General features: G+C 37.0%; 18 protein-coding genes. 10 read left to right on the top strand and 8 right to left on the bottom strand.

Features of this window, described 5'->3' with window-relative positions; genetic code table 11:
- Window positions 1-126: 126 nt before the first annotated feature.
- Entirely contained in the window at window positions 127-1542 is a 1416-nt protein-coding gene (locus tag PFY09_RS03390) for a M17 family metallopeptidase (protein WP_271161404.1), read from the bottom strand.
- A gap of 3 nt (window positions 1543-1545) precedes the next feature.
- Complete coding sequence (locus PFY09_RS03385; protein WP_076390031.1) at window positions 1546-2667, bottom strand: alpha/beta hydrolase; 1122 nt, start codon at window positions 2665-2667, stop codon at window positions 1546-1548.
- 215 nt (window positions 2668-2882) lie between these two features.
- Between PFY09_RS03385 and glgB the strand changes: the two genes are divergently transcribed.
- From glgB to apaG, 9 genes are all read left to right on the top strand, one after another.
- On the top strand, window positions 2883-4832 hold the full coding sequence (gene glgB / locus PFY09_RS03380; protein ID WP_271161403.1) for a 1,4-alpha-glucan branching protein GlgB: 1950 nt from the start codon (window positions 2883-2885) through the stop codon (window positions 4830-4832).
- The gene (locus tag PFY09_RS03375) at window positions 4832-5386 is read left to right on the top strand and encodes a hypothetical protein (RefSeq protein ID WP_271161402.1); all 555 of its coding nucleotides are present in this window, start codon (window positions 4832-4834) and stop codon (window positions 5384-5386) included. Before glgB ends, PFY09_RS03375 begins: the two co-directional genes overlap by 1 nt.
- Window positions 5387-5413: 27 nt before the next feature.
- A complete protein-coding gene (locus PFY09_RS03370; RefSeq protein WP_271161401.1) occupies window positions 5414-6820 on the top strand; it encodes a glycogen synthase in 1407 nt (468 codons plus the stop codon).
- Between the two features lie 70 nt (window positions 6821-6890).
- Window positions 6891-7358, top strand: a complete 468-nt coding sequence (locus tag PFY09_RS03365) for an FEKKY domain-containing protein (protein WP_271161400.1) — start codon at window positions 6891-6893, stop codon at window positions 7356-7358.
- A 15-nt stretch (window positions 7359-7373) separates the two neighbouring features.
- Complete coding sequence (locus PFY09_RS03360) at window positions 7374-8642, top strand: glucose-1-phosphate adenylyltransferase (RefSeq protein WP_108410496.1); 1269 nt, start codon at window positions 7374-7376, stop codon at window positions 8640-8642.
- A 168-nt stretch (window positions 8643-8810) separates the two neighbouring features.
- The gene (locus tag PFY09_RS03355) at window positions 8811-9851 is read left to right on the top strand and encodes an SRPBCC domain-containing protein (protein WP_271161399.1); all 1041 of its coding nucleotides are present in this window, start codon (window positions 8811-8813) and stop codon (window positions 9849-9851) included.
- 124 nt (window positions 9852-9975) lie between these two features.
- The gene (locus tag PFY09_RS03350) at window positions 9976-12792 is read left to right on the top strand and encodes a 2-oxoglutarate dehydrogenase E1 component (RefSeq protein WP_271161398.1); all 2817 of its coding nucleotides are present in this window, start codon (window positions 9976-9978) and stop codon (window positions 12790-12792) included.
- A gap of 38 nt (window positions 12793-12830) precedes the next feature.
- On the top strand, window positions 12831-14099 hold the full coding sequence (odhB, locus tag PFY09_RS03345) for a 2-oxoglutarate dehydrogenase complex dihydrolipoyllysine-residue succinyltransferase (RefSeq protein WP_271161397.1): 1269 nt from the start codon (window positions 12831-12833) through the stop codon (window positions 14097-14099).
- 81 nt (window positions 14100-14180) lie between these two features.
- Complete coding sequence (apaG, locus tag PFY09_RS03340) at window positions 14181-14570, top strand: Co2+/Mg2+ efflux protein ApaG (protein ID WP_076390039.1); 390 nt, start codon at window positions 14181-14183, stop codon at window positions 14568-14570.
- 73 nt (window positions 14571-14643) lie between these two features.
- On the opposite strand, the gene PFY09_RS03335 is transcribed toward apaG, so the two are convergent.
- The 3 genes from PFY09_RS03335 to PFY09_RS03325 are packed head-to-tail and all read right to left on the bottom strand — an operon-like array spanning window position 14644 to window position 17105.
- Window positions 14644-15198 carry a 3'-5' exonuclease gene (locus PFY09_RS03335; protein ID WP_076390040.1) on the bottom strand — a complete coding sequence of 185 codons (555 nt, stop codon included), beginning with the start codon at window positions 15196-15198 and terminating at the stop codon, window positions 14644-14646.
- A 29-nt stretch (window positions 15199-15227) separates the two neighbouring features.
- Window positions 15228-16214: a glycosyltransferase family 2 protein gene (locus tag PFY09_RS03330; RefSeq protein ID WP_271161396.1), complete on the bottom strand. Its 987-nt coding sequence runs from the start codon at window positions 16212-16214 to the stop codon at window positions 15228-15230.
- Window positions 16215-16220: 6 nt separating this feature from the next.
- Complete coding sequence (locus tag PFY09_RS03325; protein WP_256039921.1) at window positions 16221-17105, bottom strand: lysophospholipid acyltransferase family protein; 885 nt, start codon at window positions 17103-17105, stop codon at window positions 16221-16223.
- A 79-nt stretch (window positions 17106-17184) separates the two neighbouring features.
- On the opposite strand from PFY09_RS03325, the gene PFY09_RS03320 reads away from it, so the two are divergent.
- On the top strand, window positions 17185-17760 hold the full coding sequence (locus PFY09_RS03320; protein ID WP_076390043.1) for a thioredoxin family protein: 576 nt from the start codon (window positions 17185-17187) through the stop codon (window positions 17758-17760).
- Between the two features lie 32 nt (window positions 17761-17792).
- Here the strand turns inward: PFY09_RS03320 and PFY09_RS03315 are convergent, their stop codons facing one another.
- The 3 genes from PFY09_RS03315 to PFY09_RS03305 all read right to left on the bottom strand — a co-directional run bounded on the left by PFY09_RS03315 (window position 17793) and on the right by PFY09_RS03305 (window position 21902).
- Window positions 17793-19355 (bottom strand): MFS transporter, encoded by a 1563-nt coding sequence (locus PFY09_RS03315; RefSeq protein ID WP_271161395.1) that lies wholly within the window; start codon window positions 19353-19355, stop codon window positions 17793-17795.
- A 215-nt stretch (window positions 19356-19570) separates the two neighbouring features.
- Entirely contained in the window at window positions 19571-20617 is a 1047-nt protein-coding gene (locus PFY09_RS03310; RefSeq protein ID WP_271161394.1) for an HlyD family secretion protein, read from the bottom strand.
- A 4-nt stretch (window positions 20618-20621) separates the two neighbouring features.
- Complete coding sequence (locus PFY09_RS03305; protein WP_271161393.1) at window positions 20622-21902, bottom strand: TolC family protein; 1281 nt, start codon at window positions 21900-21902, stop codon at window positions 20622-20624.
- Between the last annotated feature and the right edge of the window lie 120 nt (window positions 21903-22022).

The raw sequence follows: 22022 nt of genomic DNA, 5'->3' as shown, positions 1-22022 counted from the left end.
CTTTTGATGAACTTTCAAAAATAAAAACGTTTTTTTATTAATTATTTAATGTTAAAAATTAAAATATTGTGCGCTTTTGAAAATTCTATTTCAATTATACAGAGAATTTTTGTAATAAACTAATTTTTAGTGATAATTTTCGATTAAATCGGCTAATAATTGCACTCCAAATCCCGTTGCAGCCTTTTCTTTGGCATAACCTACATTTCCGAACGCCACTCCGGCAATATCAAGATGCGCCCATTTAGGATGGTTTTCAATGAATTGTTCTAAAAATTTAGCCGCAATAATGCAATCTCCGATAGGTTTCATCGAAATATTCTTAATATCTGCCACATCCGACTGGATATCGTCTTTCCAGACATCCCAAAGCGGTAAATTCCAAAGTCTCTGATTGGTTTTATCGCCGGTTTTTATCAAAAGATTTTTCAATTCTTCATTGTTGGAAAAAAGAGCGCCACACGTATCGCCAAACATTCTTACGGAACTTCCCGTAAGCGTGGCAAGATCGATCAGAAAGTCAGTTTTGAAGTTTTTCGCCATATAGGAAAGTCCGTCGGCAAGAATCATTCTGCCTTCCGCATCGGTATTGAGAACCTCAATTGTTTTTCCGTTGTAAGCCGTAATAACATCACTCGGAAGAAAGGCATTTTCAGAAATAGCATTGTCAGTAATAGGTAAAATAGCAACTATATTTACGGGAAGCTGCATTTCTGCGGCATAAATCAGCGTTCCCAAAACGGCTGTTGCACCGCCCATATCCGATTTCATATAATGCATATTGTCGGGATTTTTCAGAGAAATTCCTCCTGTGTCAAACAATACACATTTTCCGACCAAGCCGAAAGTGACTGCATTTTTAACATTAGTTTTGTATTCAATAATGGTGAATGCTGCGTCATAAGCACTTCCCTGATTAACGGAAAGATAAGCTCCCAAACCAAGTTCCTCACACTTTTTCCTGTTAAAAGAAGTATATTTTAAATCATATTTTTTAGCTAAATTTTTTAAATATAAACTGAAAGTATCCGGTTTCTTGAGATTGGCGGGCTTGTTCAGCCATTCCTGACAGGCGGTCTGTCCGTTGCTCAGTGCTTCGGCTTTTTTACTGATGGCGTCTAATTTTTTCTGGCTTAAATTTTCAAAATGAAGCTCAAATTTAGCATTCCAGAACGCATGCGTTTTTTCGAAAGGATAGTTGTAAGTTCCTATTAATAAACCCTTTGCAAATTCTTCAAACTGCCTCTCGTTCAAACAGTCAGCTATAACTAATGTCGGGACAGGCTGTACTTTTCCTTTCTGCGTCTGGGAAAACTTCACGGCAACCTGCTGAATTTCAAAATTCTGCAAAGTAGATTTTCCTAAGCCTATAAAATAAGTAATACCTTCTTCATGGGCATTCACGAAAACTTCATGTTTCTTACCTGTAAAGAAAGTTGAAATGTTTTTATTGAAATTTTTGCTGGTTTTAGTCCATTCTTCTTCTGTGAAAAGATGAAAAACCTGCGTGTAATTTTTATTTTTTTTGTTGATTAATTTCATAATTTAATTTTTAATGCTTTCCTGATGTGGTTTTACTTCCACCGGGTTTTCTGTGTTATTATAATAGAGCCATTCAATTGCTCTCGGGAATTCCTGTGACCAGTAAAATTCACTGTGCGTGCCTTCCGGATTGATGCTTGTTCTGAATTCAAAATCGAAAAGATTCTTCTTCTCCCAACGTTTTAAATATTCCTCGAAAATATGGATTCTCTTTACCATTTTTGAGCCTTCCTGACCGCCTCCGTAAAGATAGATTTTCGTTTTAAAAGGAACTCTGAAATTCATCATCGGGAAATTGTTGTTCGGTTCCACCCAAAGTGATGGCGAAAATATTAACAGTTTTGAGTAGACTTCAGGATAAAGAAATCCGCTGTAAATACTTATGAGTGCGCCGAGAGAACTTCCTCCAATCCCGGTGTTGTCACGATCTCTTTTGGTGCGGTAAGTCTGGTCGACATAAGGTTTCAAAGTATCTGTAATGAAACGGATGTATTTTTTACCTTCCGATCCATTCGCTACATTGTCGTTATCAAAAATATATTCTTTAATCCTTTCTTCGCTTCCGTGTTCTACTGCAATGATGATGACATCTCCACGTCCGTATTCTGAGAGAATGGAAAGTTTTTTATCGATTTCCCAGTTTCCGTAGCCACTTCCTTCATTAAATAAATTCTGTGCATCCTGAAGATACAGAACAGGATATTTTTTATCGGAAACATAATAATCATAGGGTAGGAGCGCCCATATTTTTCTGTAGCGGTCTAACTGCGGAATGTAGAATTCCTCCGAAATAATTTCTGCAATCGGAAAATATTCATCTTTAAAAGGTCCCCAGTTTAATCGCCATTTCTCAACAATGTCCGATGTTTTTCCTGCTGCTTTTGAAGCTTTTTTATTAGGAGTAATGCTTCCGTACTTGTCGAGTTCTACATTTTCCCAGCCTCCTTTTGTAAATTTATACTCTACAATATCCGGCAAAAGGGCATCATCAATTTCGATAAAATAGTTTTGGGTGTCTTTTTGTGTAAGTTGAAAGTTGTAGTCTTTCGGGTTCCAATTGTTGAAATTTCCTGTGATATAAACAGTTCTTTCATCACTTTCTGCTGTATAAAGTTCAAACTTCATCCGTGTTTTTCGTAAAATTAAAGCCTAAATTTATAAAAAATCTTTTTATGACAAATCATTTTAAAACGATAAACACTGAATAAAAAAGCGTTATATTTGATAGAAACAAGTACTGCAAAGAGTTTAACATAATAATTTATTCAAAATTTATTAATGATTATTGCAGATATTTTTTGTAGTTTCAAGAAAAATATAAAAATTAAATCAAAACCGTGATGAATTCGGTTAAAACATATACTCTTTTTACGGATCAGGATGTTTACCTTTTTAAAGAAGGTAAGCATTACAAGCTGTACGATAAATTCGGCGCACACTCCGCTGAAAAAGATGGGGTGAAAGGAGTGTATTTTTCAGTCTGGGCTCCCAACGCGAAGAAAGTTTCGGTAATCGGAAATTTCAACAACTGGAACCATAAAGACCACATTCTGTTTCCGAGATGGGACGAATCCGGAATCTGGGAAGGCTTCATTGCAGGTTTAACATGGGGAACTTTGTATAAATATGCTATTGAAACGCCGCGCGGAGAAATTTTAGAAAAAAGTGATCCTTATGCTTTGAGCTGGGAACAGAATATTCAGGCTGCCTCATTGGTTTCCACCACATGGTACGAATGGAAAGACAAAGACTGGCTGGAAAACCGCTGGAAAAAAAATACGTTAAATGCTCCGTTGTCGGTTTATGAACTGCATCTGGGATCCTGGGTAAGAGAAGGAAATGATCCGAAAAAGTTTCTGAATTACCGCGATATCGGAAAAAAACTCGTTCCTTACATTAAAGAAATGGGCTTTACCCACGTAGAATTTATGCTTATGATGGAATATCCTTACGATCCGAGTTGGGGATATCAGATTACAGGTTTTTACGCAGCGACTTCACGTTTCGGTTCACCACAGGATTTAATGTTTTTGATTGATGAGCTTCACCAAAACGGAATCGGTGTGATTTTAGACTGGGTTCCTTCACATTTTCCGGGTGATGCAAACGGTGTGCACAGATTCGACGGTTCTTATCTTTACGAGCATGAAGATCCCAGAAAAGGCTTTCATCCTGACTGGAAATCATACATTTTCAACTACGGAAGAAGTGAAGTGAAATCTTTTCTGATTTCCAATGCGATGTTCTGGCTGGAACGCTATCATGCAGACGGATTGCGTGTAGATGCAGTAACCTCGATGCTTCATCTCGATTATTCCCGAAATGAAGGAGAGTGGGAACCGAATATTTACGGAGGAAATGTAAATCTCGAAGCGAAAGCGTTTTTGCAGGATTTTAATACGGCTGTCTATAAAGAGTTCGGAGACAATATCATTACCATTGCAGAAGAAAGTTCAGATTTTCCTATGCTTACAAAGCCTGTTCATGACGGCGGAGTAGGATTCGGAATGAAATGGATGATGGGATGGATGCACGATACGCTGGATTATTTTAAAGAAGAACACGAAAACAGAAAGTTTCATCATCATAAGCTTACCTTCGCTTCCATGTATATGTATAATGAAAATTATATGATGCCTTTGTCACATGACGAAGTGGTACACGGAAAAGCGAGTCTCATCTATAAAATGAAAGGCGATGAATGGCAGAAATTTGCCAATCTTCGCGCACTGTATGTGTATATGTTTACGCATCCGGGAGCAAAACTGCTTTTTATGGGCGATGAATTCGGGCAGACCAGTGAATGGAATTTTAAGCAGAGTCTGGATTGGCATTTGCTGGAATATCCTGTTCATAAAGGTTTGCAGACGTTGGTGAAAGATCTTAACCATCTTTACAGATACGAGACGGCTTTCTATGAAAATCAGTTCAGCAGGGAAGGCTTTGAATGGGTGGAAGCAGATGATCTGGAAAATTCCGTGTATGTCTATTTGAGGAAAGGAAAGAAAAAAGATGATGTTTTTATGGTGATTCTCAATTTGAAGCCTGAAGTTCTGGATTATAAAATTGGGGTGAATGCAGCGAGTCATTGGGAGATTATTTTCAATTCTGATGATGAACGGTATTCGGGAAGTGGTTATAAACCTGAAATTTTCAGTGAACAGTATGAGGAATACATGAATCACCAGAAATCGATCAGCGTAAGTCTGCCGCCGCTTTCAGGAATTATTTTAAAAAGAAAAGATAAAAAGTATAATAAGCATAACAGAATCAAACAACATAAAAAGTAATGATTCAGTTATTGGAAATTTTAGGAAAAGACTATGAAAGTCTTAAGGATGTCATTATAAGGACGGATTTCGACAGTGAAACTCTGGAGTCGTTTTCGAAAGCCGGAATTAATGCTCCTGTAAGCGATGGAAAATTCAATGGAGATTTATATTTTTTTACTTTTAAAATTGAAAGATATAAAATAGAGTTTCTAAGAAACAAGATTTGTGAGATCGATTTCATTGAAGATAAAAATGAAACTCTGGAAATCATAGATTATCTTAGAACAGTAAAGGATTTTGAGTTTAAGTTTATCAGCAAACAGCAGGTTGAAGAGACGGAATGGGAAATAATGGAAGACAATACAGAAGAGGAGAGTTTCACGGAATTCAAAAGAAAGCGTTTTGAATTTGATCCTTCTTCCCAATTTGATGCGAATAGTATAGATAAATACAGCTTTATGGCTTTTCGGTCAGATGATGTAAACATTATAATCAAAGAAGAGTTTACAGAAAACAGACACTTTTTTGTATTTGAGATTTATAAATCCCCTAATATCGACGATTTTAATTAAGATATAAATAATAAACGAGAGAGAAAAATGATCATTTATCATCTAAGTACGGAGTGTTATCCGGTGGCAAAAGTAGGCGGTTTGGCAGATGTGGTGGGAGCTTTACCAAAATATCAGAATAAAATTAAAGATATTGATGCGAAGGTGGTTATGCCTTGGTACAACAAATCTTTCGCGCATGATCATGAGTTTGACATAGTTTTTGATGGCTTCATTCATCAGGGATCAAATATGCTTCAGGTGCAGGTTTTAAAGGAAAAAACCAACGCTTTGGGCTTTGAGCTTTTTATGGTAAGAATTCCGGGACTTTTGGATAGAGATAATCCTTACGGATATTCGGATGAAAGTTTTCAGTTTTTAGCTTTTCAGCACGGCACGCTTCATTGGCTGAGTGCGATGGGGATTCGACCAGATATTTTACACTGTCATGATTATCACACAGGGCTCGTTCCTTTTATGATTGAGCATTGTCCTGAATTTTCCTTTTTAAAAGGGGTAAAAACCATAGGAACAATCCACAATGGTGAATATCAGGGAATGATGAGCTGGGAAATGGCGAATTATATGCTTACTTTCGATCAGTATAAATGGGGATTGCTGGACTGGAACGGAGTCATAAATCCTTTGGCAAGCATGATTAAATGTTCCAATGCTTTTACAACGGTTTCTCAGGGGTATCTTGAAGAACTTTTTGTAAGTTTCAGAGGTCTGGAAAGCCTTGTTCGTGATGAATTCGGGAAAGCCTACGGAATCATTAACGGAATTGACACGGAAGTCTGGAATCCGGAAACCGATCCGATGCTGGATTTTAATTTTAACGTTAAAAATGCCATTGTCCAGAAGAAAAAGAATAAAGAAAGACTTTGTAAAGAATACGGCTTGAAGCCGGAACTTCCGTTGTTTGCCTTCATCGGAAGATTTGCCACAGAGAAAGGAGCAGATTTTCTTCCCGATGTGGTCTGGAAAAGCATTAAACAGAGTTATGGAGCTTTAAATATTATGATTTTGGGCTCAGGAAACGCTTACATTGAAAATAAACTGAAAGAATACGATTATATTTATTCCAATTTCGCTTTGGATCTTGGATATAAAGAGCATCTTTCCCATAAAATATACGCTTCGGCGGACTTTTTGCTCATGCCGTCGAGAGTAGAACCATGCGGTCTTAACCAGATGTACTCCATGAGATACGGAACGGTTCCAATTGTGCGGTATACAGGAGGATTAAGAGATACGGTGGAAGATGTTTCCACAGGTGGAGCGGGAATTAATTTTACGTTTCCGGGAGTAGACGATATTATCCATGCAATGAACAGAGCCTTATTGGTTTACAATAAAAAAGATGAAATGGAAAATTTAATCCGTGCTAATATGAATTTTGACTTCGCATGGGAAAAATCAGCCGAAAAATACATAGCTTTATATAAGAATTAAAATTTTGAAGAAACTGTATTTTCTATTTTTATTAATAATCGTTTTTTCCTGTCATCAAAAAGAGGAAACGATGATCCATAAAGACGGATACTATTGGTTTTTAACTTATGGACTTCCGGATTTTCAAAGAGAAGAAATCGAAAAAACAGTTAACAAAAAATGGAAAATAAAAACAGTAAGAGTTGCAGGATGTGAAGTTACCCAAGAATTGGTGGACAGTGTAAGATCTGAAAATGAAAAAACAGATTTAGCTCTTCAAAAAAGATACGGCAAAAACTGGAAAGATTTATATGATAAGGATATTCAGGATTATACAATGAAACAGGTGGATATCATGGATGTTTTAATCACTAATAAAGTATTCAGAAAAGAACTGGCTAAGCATAAGATTGAGATTGATGATGTAGATAAAGATGCTGAAGAGTTGGGCAGACCGGACTTTTATAAAGTAAATATTAACAAAATATATCCTGAAAACGGGATTGCATTTACAGTAAATGTAGATTTAAAAAACAGAACAGTAAACCTAATAAAATAAAACGCAAGATAAACTATGAATCGCAATGTAATTTCCATTGTTTTAGGAGGAGGTAGAGGAACAAGATTGTTCCCACTTACGTATTCAAGATCCAAACCGGCTGTACCCATCGCGGGAAAATACAGATTGGTGGATATTCCTATTTCCAACTGTTTAAATTCAGGATTAAATAAAATTCTGGTTTTAACGCAGTTCAATTCAGCTTCATTAAACTCCCATATCAAAAATTCTTATCATTTTGATATTTTCAGCAAAGGTTTTGTAGATATTTTGGCTGCGGAACAGAACGTTGAAAACGACAGTTGGTATCAGGGAACCGCAGATGCAGTTCGCCAGTCGATGAAGCACCTTGAAAAGTATGATTATGATTATATCCTGATTCTTTCCGGAGATCAGCTATATCAGATGGATTTCAGGGAAATGCTGAATTTTCATATTGAAAAAGGCGGCGATGTAACCATTGCCACCATTCCGGTGAATGCAAAAGATGCTACAGGTTTCGGAATTTTAAGTTCGGATGACGAAGGCAATATCACTTCGTTTGTGGAAAAACCGGGGTATGATCTTTTAGAAGGATTAAAATCTGAAGTTTCGGAAGAAAATAAACACGCCGGAAAAGAATATCTGGCTTCCATGGGAATTTATATCTTCACAAAAAGCATTTTGAAAAAGATGTTTGATGAAGGAGCAGGAGATGATTTCGGAAAAGATATCATTCCGAATTCCATTGGAAAATACACAACATTAAGCTATCAGTATGAAGGGTACTGGACGGATATAGGAACCATTGAATCCTTCTACGAAGCCAATCTCGATCTTTGTCAGGATTTTCCTAAGTTCAATTTATTTTCTTCTTCGCCTGTCTTTACACGCGCAAGAATGCTTCCGCCATCAAAAGTAAACGGTTCTTATGTAAGCAAAGCTGTTTTTGGTGACGGGTGCATCATTCTGGCAGATAAAATTGAAAATTCTGTCATCGGAAACAGAACCAGAATAGACAAAGGAAGTACGATTGTAAATTCTTATGTGATGGGAGCCGATTTTTATCAGGATACCACAGAAATTGTGAAGAACGACAGAAACGGACAGCCAAATATGGGGATTGGGAAATACTGCTACATCGAAAAAGCCATTCTGGATAAAAACTGCTACATCGGGGATAATGTGAGAATTATTGGTGGAAAACATATTCAGGACGGAGATTACGGAACCCATTCTGTACAGGACGGAATTATCGTGGTGAAAAAAGGAGCGGTTATAAAACCGGGAACTCACATAGGGTAGAAAGCAGAGAAGTGTTGGGCAGGTCTGATTCAATTAAATTTTAAAAAATAAAACAGTCAGATAATAAACTTCCATCCTCCATACTTCGTATCTTCCAACTAAAAAAATAATTAAAAACAGAGTGATCAGCATATTGGTCACTCTTGTTATTTTCTATACTTTTGTACAATGCGTTTTTTTAAGATCATAGCGGTAGTAATTGTCTTGTTAATTGGAGCTTATGCAGCTTCCATGTATTATTTTGTGGACGAAAGCAAAGATTTCAAAATAGAAAAAGAGATCGATTATCCTTTGGAAAAAGTCTTTTTACAGTTCAATAACCTGCAGCATTTTACAAGATGGAACAATTTCTTTACAAGTTCTCAGTCTATTGATATTGATTATTATACGCCGTATGAAGGACAGGGAAGTTCCATCAGCTATGTAGACCCTAAAAACGATACGGATGGCGAAATGTTTATCCGTTACGAAAACCCGAATAAATCTTTAAGATATCAGCTTTTTGAAGAAAAAAATGAAAGCCCGACTGTTGTCGACGTTAAATTTAAAGCGGTGTCCGCTGAAAAAACCAAAATTACATGGGTTGTTCATACCCCGAAACTTTCTGTTTTAAGAAGAGTTGAAAATTTCTGGACCGAAGACCGTTTTGCCGAAAACATCAATAAAAGTATGGCAAATCTTAAAAATGTTTTAGGAAATAAAGTGGAAAAAGACAATCAGATGGCTTCAATAAAATACGACAGTCTGATGGTTGAAAATGAAGAAGAAAAATTATTGCTGGGAATAAACGTAAGTACTTCCAACAAAAAAGATGCGCTTTACAAGAATATTGTGATGAATTATAACAAAATTTATAATTACACCACGATGGATCTGGGCAAAAAAGATGATGAATTCGGTTTCCCGATGCTCATTACAGACGCAGATAATTACAAAGACAAAGAAGTATCCTATTTTCTGGGGATTCCTCTGTCTAAAAAGTTTGGGGTTACAGATAATAACTTCAGTTTCAGAACGATTAGTCCAACCCAGAACTATGTGATATATTACAAAGGAAACTATGCAGGAAGAGTAAAGGCTATACAACAATTAATCCAGAAAGCCAAGAAAGACGAGATGCGTTTTAATGATATTCGTCAGACTTTTCTCGAACGCCCGACGGAAGATCAGGATGTCAATATGAAACTCTCATTATCAGTATTTAAGTAAATTCTGTAGATTTATTTCTTTTATAGTTTTTTTAATACTTTAAAGGCTGTTCAGAATCGGTTTTTTTTATTAAATTTGAAGCTTAATTCTACAAACAAATTTTAATAACAGATAAACTGTAATAATGGACAGATTTTCATTCCTAAACGCAGCTCATTCTCAGTTAATTGAGGATTTATACCAACAGTACTTAAAATATCCGGATTCTTTGGAACCATCTTGGAAAGCCTTCTTTCAGGGCTTCGATTTTGCTTTGGAGAACTACGGAGACGATGATAACGTTCAATATATTCAGGCTCCGGCAGCTTCAGCTCCTGTTGTAGTACAGCAGGCAACTCAGGCGGCATCAAACGGTGAAGTTCCTGAGCACATCAAAAAAGAATTCAAGGTTGTAAACCTTATTGAGGCGTACAGGACGAGAGGACATTTGTTTACCAAAACAAACCCTGTAAGAGAAAGAAGACATTATACGCCGACTTTGGACATCGAAAATTTCGGTCTGGATAAGTCAGATTTAAATACAAAATTCAACTGTGCGGTTGAAACAGGAATGAAAGGTCCTGCAACTCTACAGGATCTCATCACCCACTTAGAAAACATTTACTGTGATTCTATCGGTGTAGAATACATGCACATCAACAATGTTGAAGAAAAAGATTTCATCAAGCAGTGGCTTCAGGTAAATGAAAACCACCCGAATCTTTCAGCCAACGAAAAAACGGAGATTTTATTAAAATTAAATCAGGCGGTAGCATTTGAAAATTACCTTCACACAAAATTTGTAGGGCAGAAAAGATTCTCATTGGAAGGTGGTGAAACTTTAATTCCTGCTTTGGATCAGTTGATCTCAAGATCTTCTCAGTTGGGCGTAGATGAAGTGGTTTTAGGAATGGCGCACAGAGGAAGATTAAATGTTTTAACCAATATTTTCGGTAAATCTTACAAGCAGATTTTCTCAGAATTTGAAGGAAAAGAATTTGAAGAAGACGTATTCTCAGGAGACGTAAAATATCACTTAGGTTCATCCAAAAAAATCAAAACAGCTTCAGGAGAAGAAGTTTCTATTAATCTAACACCGAACCCGTCTCACCTTGAAACGGTTGCAGCCCTTGTAGAAGGAATCTGCCGTGCAAAAGTGGACGATAAATACAAAGATTATTCTAAAGTTTTACCGATCATTATTCATGGTGACGGAGCAATTGCAGGGCAAGGTATTGCTTATGAAGTTGCGCAGATGATGACTTTAGACGGTTATAAAACAGGAGGAACGGTTCATATCGTGGTAAACAACCAGGTTTCGTTTACAACAAACTATATGGATGCGAGATCTTCTACTTATTGTACAGACGTTGCTAAAGTTACAGAATCTCCTGTAATGCACGTGAATGCAGATGATGCAGAAGCGGTGGTTCATGCGATTCATTTTGCGGCTGATTTCAGAGCGAAATTTGGAAAAGACGTGTATATTGATTTGTTAGGATACAGAAAATATGGTCATAACGAAGGAGATGAACCAAGATTTACGCAGCCTAATTTGTATAAAACAATTTCCAAGCACCCGAATCCGAGAGAAATTTATAAAGATAAATTACTGAAAGACAACGTAACATCCAACGATGTGATCGCTAAAATGGAAACGGAATTCAAAGCACTTTTAGATAAAGACTTTGATGCTTCCAAAGAAATTGAAAAGAACGTAATGGACGTTTTCATGGCAGATGACTGGACGAATTATCCGATTGGAAAAAGAGGAGCAGTTCAGGAACCTGTTGATACAAAATATGATCTTGAAAAGCTGAAAGAACTTGCCGTTAAAATGTCTACACTTCCGGCAGACAAAAAGTTCTTAAATAAAATTACAAGACTTTTCGAAAACAGATTAAAAGCAATTGAAGGGAACTCTTTAGACTGGGCTCTTGGAGAATGGCTGGCTTATGCAACGCTTCTTGTTGAAGGTCACAATGTAAGAATTTCCGGTGAAGATGTGGAAAGAGGAACATTCTCTCACAGACACGCAGTTGTAAAAACGGAAGATACTGAAGAAGAGTATATCCCGTTAAGACAGGTTTCTGAAAGCAGATTCGATGTATTCAACTCTCACCTTTCCGAGTACGGAGTTCTTGGTTTTGATTACGGTTATGCCATGGCTTCTCCTAATACTTTAACGATTTGGGAAGCGCAGTTCGGAGATTTCGTGAACGGTGCGCAAATTATAGTAGACCAGTATCTTGCAGCAGCAGAAGAAAAATGGAAAATTCAGGACGGTTTGGTGATGTTATTGCCTCACGGTTCAGAAGGACAGGGGGCAGAACACTCTTCAGCAAGACTGGAAAGATTTTTAACCCTTTGTGCGAATGAAAACATGGTGGTTGCAAACATTACTTCCCCTGCTAACTATTTCCACCTGTTAAGAAGACAGTTGAAATGGGCATTCAGAAAGCCATTAATTGTAATGAGTCCGAAATCATTGTTAAGACATCCGAAAGTGGTTTCTCCGCTTGAAGATTTCGCTAACGGAGGTTTCCAGCCGGTTTTAGACGATCCTTCTGCAAATCCTAAAAAAGTAGAAAAATTAGTACTTTGTTCAGGTAAATTATACTTCGAATTATTAGCTAAAAAAGAAGAATTAAACGCTGAAAATATTGCACTGGTAAGATTCGAGCAGTTATATCCGCTTCAGACAGATGCTATCGAAGCAATCTTCGAAAAATATTCAAACAGAAAAGAATTGGTTTGGGCTCAGGAAGAACCGGAAAATATGGGAGCATGGTCTTATATCCTAAGAAACTTCAGAGAAACAGGAATCAACGTTATTGCTCCGGTTCCAAGTGGTGCTCCGGCTCCGGGAAGTCACAAAATGTTTGAGAAAAATCAGAATGCAGTAATCAACAGAGTATTCGACAGAAACGATGCTCCGGTAAAAAGACCTGTAACCGCTTAATTAAAAATAATAATCAATAAAAAAATAAAAAATACGATATGTCAGTTTTAGAAATGAAAGTTCCTTCACCGGGCGAATCAATTACAGAAGTTGAAATCGCAACTTGGCTTGTAAAAGATGGTGATTATGTAGAAAAAGATCAACCCATCGCTGAAGTAGATTCAGATAAAGCTACTCTTGAATTGCCTGCTGAACAAAGTGGTGTAATCACTCTGAAAGCTGAAGAAGGTGACGTTGTACAAGTAGGACAGGTGGTTTGTTTAATCGATATGGATGCTGCAAAACCTTCAGGAAGCGCTGCTTCTGCTGCTGAAGCTCCAAAACAGGAAGAGGCTCCTAAAGCGGCTGAACCTGCTAAACAGGAAGCTCCCGCTCCACAACCAGCTGCTCAACCGGTAGCTGCTGCAACGCAGACGTATGCAACAGGTGCTCCTTCTCCTGCGGCTAAAAAAATTCTTGACGAAAAAGGAATGGATGCTTCACAGGTTTCAGGAAGCGGAAGAGACGGAAGAATTACTAAATCAGACGCTGAACTGGCTGCAGTTCCTGCATTGGGAGGAAACCCTGTTACCGCTACAGGTTCCAGATCTACAACTACGACTAAACTTTCAGTTCTTAGAAGAAAAATCGCTCAGAGATTAGTTTCTGTAAAGAATGAAACGGCAATGTTAACAACTTTCAATGAAGTTGACATGTCTGAAATCTTCAGATTAAGAAAATTATATAAAGAAGAATTTGCTCAGAGACACGGAGTAGGACTTGGTTTCATGTCTTTCTTTACAAAAGCGGTAACAAGAGCTTTACAGATGTATCCTGATGTAAACGCATCCATCGACGGAGATTTCAAAGTAAACTACGATTTCTGCGATATTTCAATTGCAGTTTCTGGTCCGAAAGGATTAATGGTTCCTGTATTGAGAAATGCTGAAAATATGTCTTTTGCAAGCGTTGAAGCCAACATCAAAGATTTAGCGACCAAAGTAAGAGACGGAAAAATCACTGTTGATGAAATGACAGGCGGAACATTCACCATTACAAACGGTGGAACTTTCGGATCCATGATGTCTACACCTATCATTAACCCTCCTCAATCTGCAATCTTAGGGATGCACAACATTATCCAGAGACCGGTTGCGGTTGACGGACAAGTGGTAATTCGTCCGATGATGTACGTTGCGATGTCTTATGACCACAGAATTATCGACGGAAAAGAGTCTGTAGGATTCTTAGTTGCAGTAAAAGAAGCAATCGACAATCCGGTTGGTATCTTAATGAACGGAGACGAAAGAAAAGGTCTTGGATTATAATTATTGATAAAAATTATAGTATAAATATAAATCTCGCCTCAAAAAGGCGAGATTTTTGTATCTCTTGTAATAAATACTAAGATGATGTTTTCTAAAATGACCTCCAATATCAAAGTTTCAGTAATACCTGAATATGATAGCAAAAACAGTTATCCGTCCGAAAACAGACACGTTTTTAAATACAACATCGTTATTGAAAACGAAGGAAGTTTTCCGATAAAAATTCTTAAAAGAAAATGGCTGATCTTCGACGTAGGCTTCGGATATACAGAGATCATCGGGGATGGCGTAATCGGCTTGACTCCTGAGATTCCTACAGGCGAAAATTTCGCTTATTTCTCCAATGTGATGCTTCGTTCCGGAGTGGGAAATATGAGCGGAAAATACCTTGTAAAAAATATGGAAACGCAGGAAAGCTTTGAAATTGATATTCCTAAATTCAATCTTTTATCAGAAGTTTTAAGCAATTAAAATTCCAAAATCTGGAAATTAAATTCTGTATTTTGGAATTTGGCTGTTTCAATTCGAAGGAATAGCAAAAAGATTAAAGTTTTTTTATTTTTAATTTCATCAGATCATTCACCTCTTCATTGCTTGTGAGAAACAGTTTTTCAAAAGCCAGTAAAGATATTTTAGCACAAACCTCTGCATCGTCACCCGCTCTGTGATGGTTAAAACTGATCTGGTGGTATTCAGCAAGATGTTTTAATCCATATCTCGGAAGATAATTCCATGATTTTTTAGCTAACTGAATACTGCAGAGATAGTTGAGTTTTGGAGTAAACATTCCATAATGATTCAGACATCCGCGAAGTACACCTGCGTCAAATCCTGCGTTATGGGCAATCATTAACGTTCCGTACATCATTTCTTCCACTTCATACCAGATTTCATCGAAAGTAGGAGCATCTTTTACATCATCTGGAAGAATACCGTGAACATCCACATTAAACGGGCTGAAATAAGGAAAACTAGGAGGTTTGATGAGCCATGTTTTAGTCTCAATGATTTTTGAATCCTGCACAACACAGATTCCAAGCTCACACGCGGAATTTCGCTCGTGAGTTGCCGTTTCAAAATCTATTGCGCAGAAATCCATAAATAAAGTTTATAGTTTTGAGTAAGGGATCAAATTTTCTTTTTATCCCCTAAAAAATGTTTGAAAACAAGCCATTTGGCTTGGTAATAATCTGTTTTCTGATGTTTCTGACGGCGTTTTAAAGTGCCGGGAATCTGCGCATAAAATCCAAAATGCCCTCTTAAAACTGCCCAAAAATGGGAAATTCCATTTTTATAGGCAAAATAAAACGATGCAGCGCCGTCTAAACACAGCCTGAAAAAAATCAGCCAGATTAATTTTGGAAAAGGCAGGTTCTTTAATAACATCGAAAAGTTATTTCGGATATTTAAAAAAGTTTTCTGTGCACTTTGCTTGTTTAAAGTTCCTCCGCCAACATGATATACTTTTGATTTTCCGGTGTAAAAAACTTTCTTTCCCGAATTAATCAGTCTCCAGCAAAGATCAATTTCTTCCTGATGTGCAAAAAACCGTTCATCAAAACCTTTCTGCTCCCAAAAATCTTTGCTTCGAATAAATAAACAGCATCCGGAAGCCCAGAAAATTTCCGTTTCATCGTCATACTGCCCTTTATCTTCTTCCAGATCATCAAAAACTCTTCCTCTGCAATACGGATAACCCAAATTATCAATCAAACCGCCTCCTGCACCGGCAAATTCAAAATAATTTTTATTGTTGTAGGAAAGAATTTTTGGCTGAACCGCGGCAATGGAAGAATCTTTTTCAAAGAGTTCCAAAACAGGATCGATCCAGTTTTCGGTAACCTCCACGTCGGAATTCAGAAGACAGTACAATTCATTTTTAATTTCTTTTAAACCTTCATTGTAGCCTCCTGCAAAGCCGTAATTTTTATTGTTTTTAATAATCTGTACCGAAGGAAAATTCTTTTGAAGAAAATCGACAGAATCATCGGTGGAAAGATTGTCAACGACATAAATATCAGCATTTTGAGAAAACTGAACAACATTGGGAAGAAATTTTTCCAGCCAGCTTTTTCCGTTCCAGTTTAAAATAACGACTGCTAATTTTTTCGACATTAGAAATTAAATTTTTTCTGAATCAAAAGTTTTTATAGAATCCTGATATTTCCATTTTCTGTGCGACCAAAGATAGTTATCGGGTCTTTTATTCAACGTATTTTCCAATAGTTTATGGAATTTTTTCACCACTTCATTTTCCACAAATTTTTCTCCGTCCGGATAAATTCTGTGATAATTAACCTGATAATAACCGCGTTTTACCTTCTTCATTTCACAGTAAATGAACGCCAGATCCATTCTTGTTGCCAATTTATCATAACCAATGAAAACCGGAGTTCTCTGGTTTAAAAATTCTAAACCGTAATTAACGTGGGAAAAGTGGGGTGTCTGGTCTGCCACAAACATATAAGCAGAACTGCCTTTGCTTTTGGATCTGAAAATGTGCATGATTACTTCATTCGCTTCCAGTGCTTCATTCCCGAATTTATTACGGACTTTTTTCATCTGGTTTTCCCAGAAATCACTGTTCACTTTTCGGTAAACAGGATGACAATGATCCTGCGGAATTACTTTTGCCAGTGCATTGATCCATTCCCAGTTAAAAACATGTCCCGCAAGCATAATCACATTTTTTCCTTCGGCTTTTGCCTCATGAAAAACTTCCTGATTGATGTGCTGCATTCTTACCCGCGATTCTGTTTCGGAAATACTGAAAGATTTTACCGTTTCTACAAGATAATCGGAAAAGTTGAGATAGAATTTCTTCCGGATCTCTGCAATTTCTTCATCCGTTTTTTTGGGAAAAGAATTCTTCAGGTTTTGGGTAATTACATTTTTTCTGTAGCCGACGATATAATGATTCAGAAAGAAAATAATGTCTGAAAATACATACAAAACTTTCAGGGGAAGTTTGGAGATCAGATATAATATTTTGATAAGGAAATTCATAAAACATGCAAATTTACGTATAATAAAATTATGGTTCTATTTTTGCTTACAAATAGTATTATTTTTTTATTTTTAACGTATGAAAAAATTATCATTAATAGCATTTATGGGGTTAAGCTCTATCGCTTTCTCCCAGAATACCAATACCATAAGACAGGAAGACAAAAGCAAAGAAGAAAAGGCGTTATTGGTAAAGACAGATCATGCCGAACTGGATGCCAAGAAAAAAGCGGCAGAAGAGAAGGCAAAGCTTCCAAAACCTTACGATCCGAAAGCGGATGCAGAAAAAGATATACAGAATCTTATTGCAAAAGCGAAAAAGGAGAAGAAAAACATCATGATTCAGGCAGGAGGAAACTGGTGCATCTGGTGTTTAAGATTCAATCAGTATGTACAGACTACTCCGGAACTTAAAAAACTAGTGGACGACAATTATGTATATTACCACCTGAATTATTCTCCGGAAAACAAAAACGAAAAGATATTTGCGAAATATGGCGATCCGGGAACAAAATTCGGATATCCGGTTTTCATCGTTCTGGATCAGAATGGTAAAATGATCCACGTTCAGCAGAGCGACGTTTTAGAGGAAGGAAAAGGATACAGCCTTGAAAAAGTAAAAGAGTTTTTCAACGTCTGGTCTCCAAAATCATAATCATAACCGGGAATTTCTCCCGGTTTTTTTATTTAAATAATATTCCTTACCACAATTTTCACCGGATGATACAGTAAAATAATCACTGCGGTAATTAAAGCCAGCCAGAACAATCCTGTAAAAATCTCCATATTGGAAAGAAGAATTGCCTGTGAATTTATTTTTGACTTAAAGATTCTGGCAGTGACAGACAAAGAGTCATTAACCGGAAGTTTCGAAATGGTATTTCCAAAAATCTGGTTCCATTGCGACGCGAAAATCGGGTTTGTGCTTACAAATTCCGAGCTTAAAGAATCGGAATGTTTTAGGGTTAAAAAAAGCATCAGATTCTGCATCAACGCATAGCCGATTGCTGTGGTCCAGAATCTTGTGGCGGTTCCTACTGCGGTTGCATTGGAAACGTACTGTTCCGGCATTCCTGCGATTAAAAAGAACACAAGCGGAGTAAAAAGCAAGCCTTGTCCGACTCCCTGAAGAAACAAGGGTGGACAAATCGTCTGAAGCGTTGTATCCGGATAAAAAGTATAGGTAAACCATGCGCTGTCTATGGCTAAAATTAAAAATCCGGTAAAAAATACAAGCCTTGAAGAAGCACCTTTCGTGATGCATAATGCGGACAGAAAAACGCCCAGAAGACTTCCTGCAACGTTCCAGTACTGAACTTCCACAATATAATCCCACTGCCATTTCCAGACAACAGCCATCACGCTGTATACATTGTTGATGGAAGCTCTGAGAATATAAAAGATAAAGAAAAGAATAACGCCTACAATTACATTTTTTGAGCTGAAAACTTCAAAATGAAAAAACGGGCGCGGCTGATTTCTCTGTTTCAGCATAAATAATCCTCCAAAAATCAGGAACAGTAAAAAACAGAATACAATACTATCGGATTCAAACCACATCAGTCTTTTTCCGTAGATCAGCGCGTAACCTCCTGCCTGAAGACATCCCCAAAGCAAAAACCAGCTTGTAATATCAAGCTGATACAAAGGTTTTTTCGGGAAAAATCTGTTTTTATTGAAAATAGCAAAAGCCATCACCAATACAAAAACGTGAAAATAGACCATCATGAGAATCATGTGTCGGAAATCATAGTTTTCTATGCTTGATTTCAGCAGGGAAGAGGTTAATGTTCCGCCTGTAAGAATAATGGTGTACATAAAAAGATAGGCAATTTCTTTGGCGTGTTTTGTCTTTAATTCAGCCACAATAAGCGGGAGAAATATAGCGCCTTCCAGAACTCCGAAAATTCCTTCCAGAAAACGGATGATAAGAATAATATGATAATCATGCGTAACGGAAAGTCCGTAAAGAATAAGTACCGAAGCGGAAGACATCAGCAAAGTGTAGTATTTTACGCTGAAATATGCCATAAAACGCTGTATTACCAAAAGCGTGACCACAAATGTTCCGTACATCAGGATCATTAAATACTGAATGTCATCGGAATCTGCATCCATGAAAGAAGCCGTAAAAGCACTGTTGGAATGCAGAAGCGACAGCAGCATCAGATGCGGAAAAAGCGCGAGAATAAGAAGCGGAAGTTTCAGCCACTGCGGAACCCATGTATGATAAACTGAATTGTGATGCATGATTAATTGAATAAAAAAAATAAAAAATTGCGAAAAGACAGAAAATTGTAAAAAAAAGGTAAGATGGCAAAATTGTATTCTGCCTTTTCGCTAAAAATAATTGATTGGTTAATTAAAAATCCGAGAAAAGAAATTTGAAAATTCAAATCCGAGAAAAATGAAAACACTAAAAAAGCTCAAACCCTTTCACTCTCAAACTCTCAAACACTCAAACTCTAAATCTTCTTAGCACTCACCAGAACATTCATTCCGGAAAGCAATTTTTCATTGTTTTGATTTTTATCGAGAATGATTTTTACAGGAAATCGCTGCTCTATTTTTACAAAATTTCCTGTTGCATTGTCCGGCTTTACCAAGGAAAACTGGGAGCCTGAAGCAGGAGAAACCGAAACGATTTTTCCTTTAAATTCCACATCAGGATACGCATCTGCGGTGATAATGACTTCTTTTTCCTGATCGATTTGCCCTAACTGCGTTTCTTTATAATTGGCAACAATCCATTTTTCTTTGCTTACGATCTGAACCAAAGCCTGACCTTCTTTGATCAACTGACCTTCCTGAATGGTTTTCTTTCCTACCCAACCGTCGTAAGGTGCGGTAACAAAAGTGTAGGAAAGAAAAAGCTTCGCATTGTTAAGATTGGCAGAACTTTGCTGTACCTGGCTTTTTACCGGAGCGATTTTCGTTTTTTGCTCACTAACGCCTGCTTTTACTGCGTTCTTTTGCTGTTCTAAAGCTGATAGACTCGCTTTTGCCTGTTCATACAAGGCTTTTGCATTTTCAAACTGCTGATCGGTTGCTGCATCTTCATCCACTAAATTTTTATATCGTTTAAAATCCTGTTCGGTTTTCCAGATGTCGATTTTGGCAGAAGCAATTTTTGCATCAATAATTTTAGTGTCACTTTCTTTCGTATTCACTCCGCTTTCGATGGTGTTGATATTATCTGAATTGGCATGGAGACCGGCTTCCGCTATTTTTACCTGATTGATAAATTCGCGGTTGTCGATGATAACTAAAGTATCGCCTTTATGCACAAACTGGTTTTCATTGAATTTTATTGTCTTTATAAACCCCGAAACTTTGCTGGAAACCGGTGTAATGTACTGTTCGATCTGCGCATCGTTGGTCGTTACATTTTTTCTCGAAAAAAGATAGAAGCTTAACATTCCTGTTATTCCGCTGATGATAAGAATCCACGCCAAAACGCTGATGATTTTATTGATTCTTTTTTCCTTTTGTGTTAATTGTTTCTTCGCCATAGTTTTATAAATTTCCAATCGTGTACTGGAGTTGGTAATATTTTAGTTGTCGGTTGATTTTTACGGAAATAAGGTTGGATTGCGCTTCCAGATAGGCATTGTCGGCATCAATGAGTTCGGTAATTAAACTTAGCTTATTCGCATATTTGGTCTTCACGATCCTGTAATTTTCTTTTGCCTGATTGATCGCTTCTTCTGCAATAATTACCTTCTGTTCCGTTTCTTCGAATTTTTTGAAAGCTTCATACACTTCGTGCCGGATATTTTCTTCGTTTTCTTCGATCTGCAATTGGGCAAGAGTTATATTTTCTTTTGTTTCCTGCATTTTGTATTTATTTTTATACAGATTTTCGATGGGATAGGTAAGATTGATACCGATCATTCCCAAACGGTACGCATAAGGTTCGGGCGGAAAAAACATCATGTTGGGATATTTTAAAAAGTACTCTCCACCTGCGGTAATTTTCGGTAAATAATTCGCTTTGGTAATTTTCTGATCCAGTTCTTTCAGAGTGAGATTTTTATTGGCAATTTCTACCGATTCGTTTTTATGTAAAGCGGTTTCCGTTAATTCATTGATGTAAGGGATTTCTGCATTCTCAGAAATTAAGTCTTCTGTTTCCACATGCATTTCCTGATTTTCAGGAAGGGAAAGCATCGTTTTTAGCTTGTGTTCTGCAATCTGAATATAATTATCCAGTTCTGTCCGGCTCATTTTATGGTTAGAGAGCTGTAAAGAGGTTCTCAGAACTTCGTTTACCGTAACCACACCGTTTGCTTTCAATGCTTTTACCTGTTTGATGTTTACGGAATCTTCTTTCATTTTATCATTAATTAAACGCTGTTGTTCTTTTAAATGATGAATCTGGAGAAAGGCGGTGATAATTTCCATCTTTAGCTGTCTCTCATTCAGATGGGTTTTAAGAGATGAAATTTCGGTATCAATGACGGCTTTTTTTTCGGTATTTTTAATTTTTCCGCCCATATAAACCGGAATGGAAGCCGAAAGCGTAAAATCGTACATTCCATTGATGATGTTGTACTTTGTTGCTTTTGCAAACACGCCGTCTTCATGCTGAAAAAGATTGGTGACCTGATTGTAGCTTGTGTGAAATTCTACATCGGGAAGCTTTTCCATTTTCAGATCTTTTTCTCTGGTTTCGGACATTTCATCTTTTAAATGGCTGATTTTTATTTTTTTGTTTTGAATTAATCCGATCTCTATTGCTTTTTGCAGACTAAGATGTTGATAATCGGTTATCTGTGCCTGTAATAAATTACTCATAAGTAATAGGCACAACGCAAACCACTGATATCTGTTTGCGTATGATATCATTTTCATAAATATAGTTAAGATTTTTTGCTGAATTGTTTTTGACTCTGCAAATTTACGCGGTGCAGCTTC

This window comes from Chryseobacterium gambrini (genome assembly GCF_027920505.1).
Taxonomy (GTDB): Bacteria; Bacteroidota; Bacteroidia; order Flavobacteriales; family Weeksellaceae; genus Chryseobacterium; species Chryseobacterium gambrini.
This window is presented reverse-complemented; position numbering and strand designations above follow the sequence as displayed.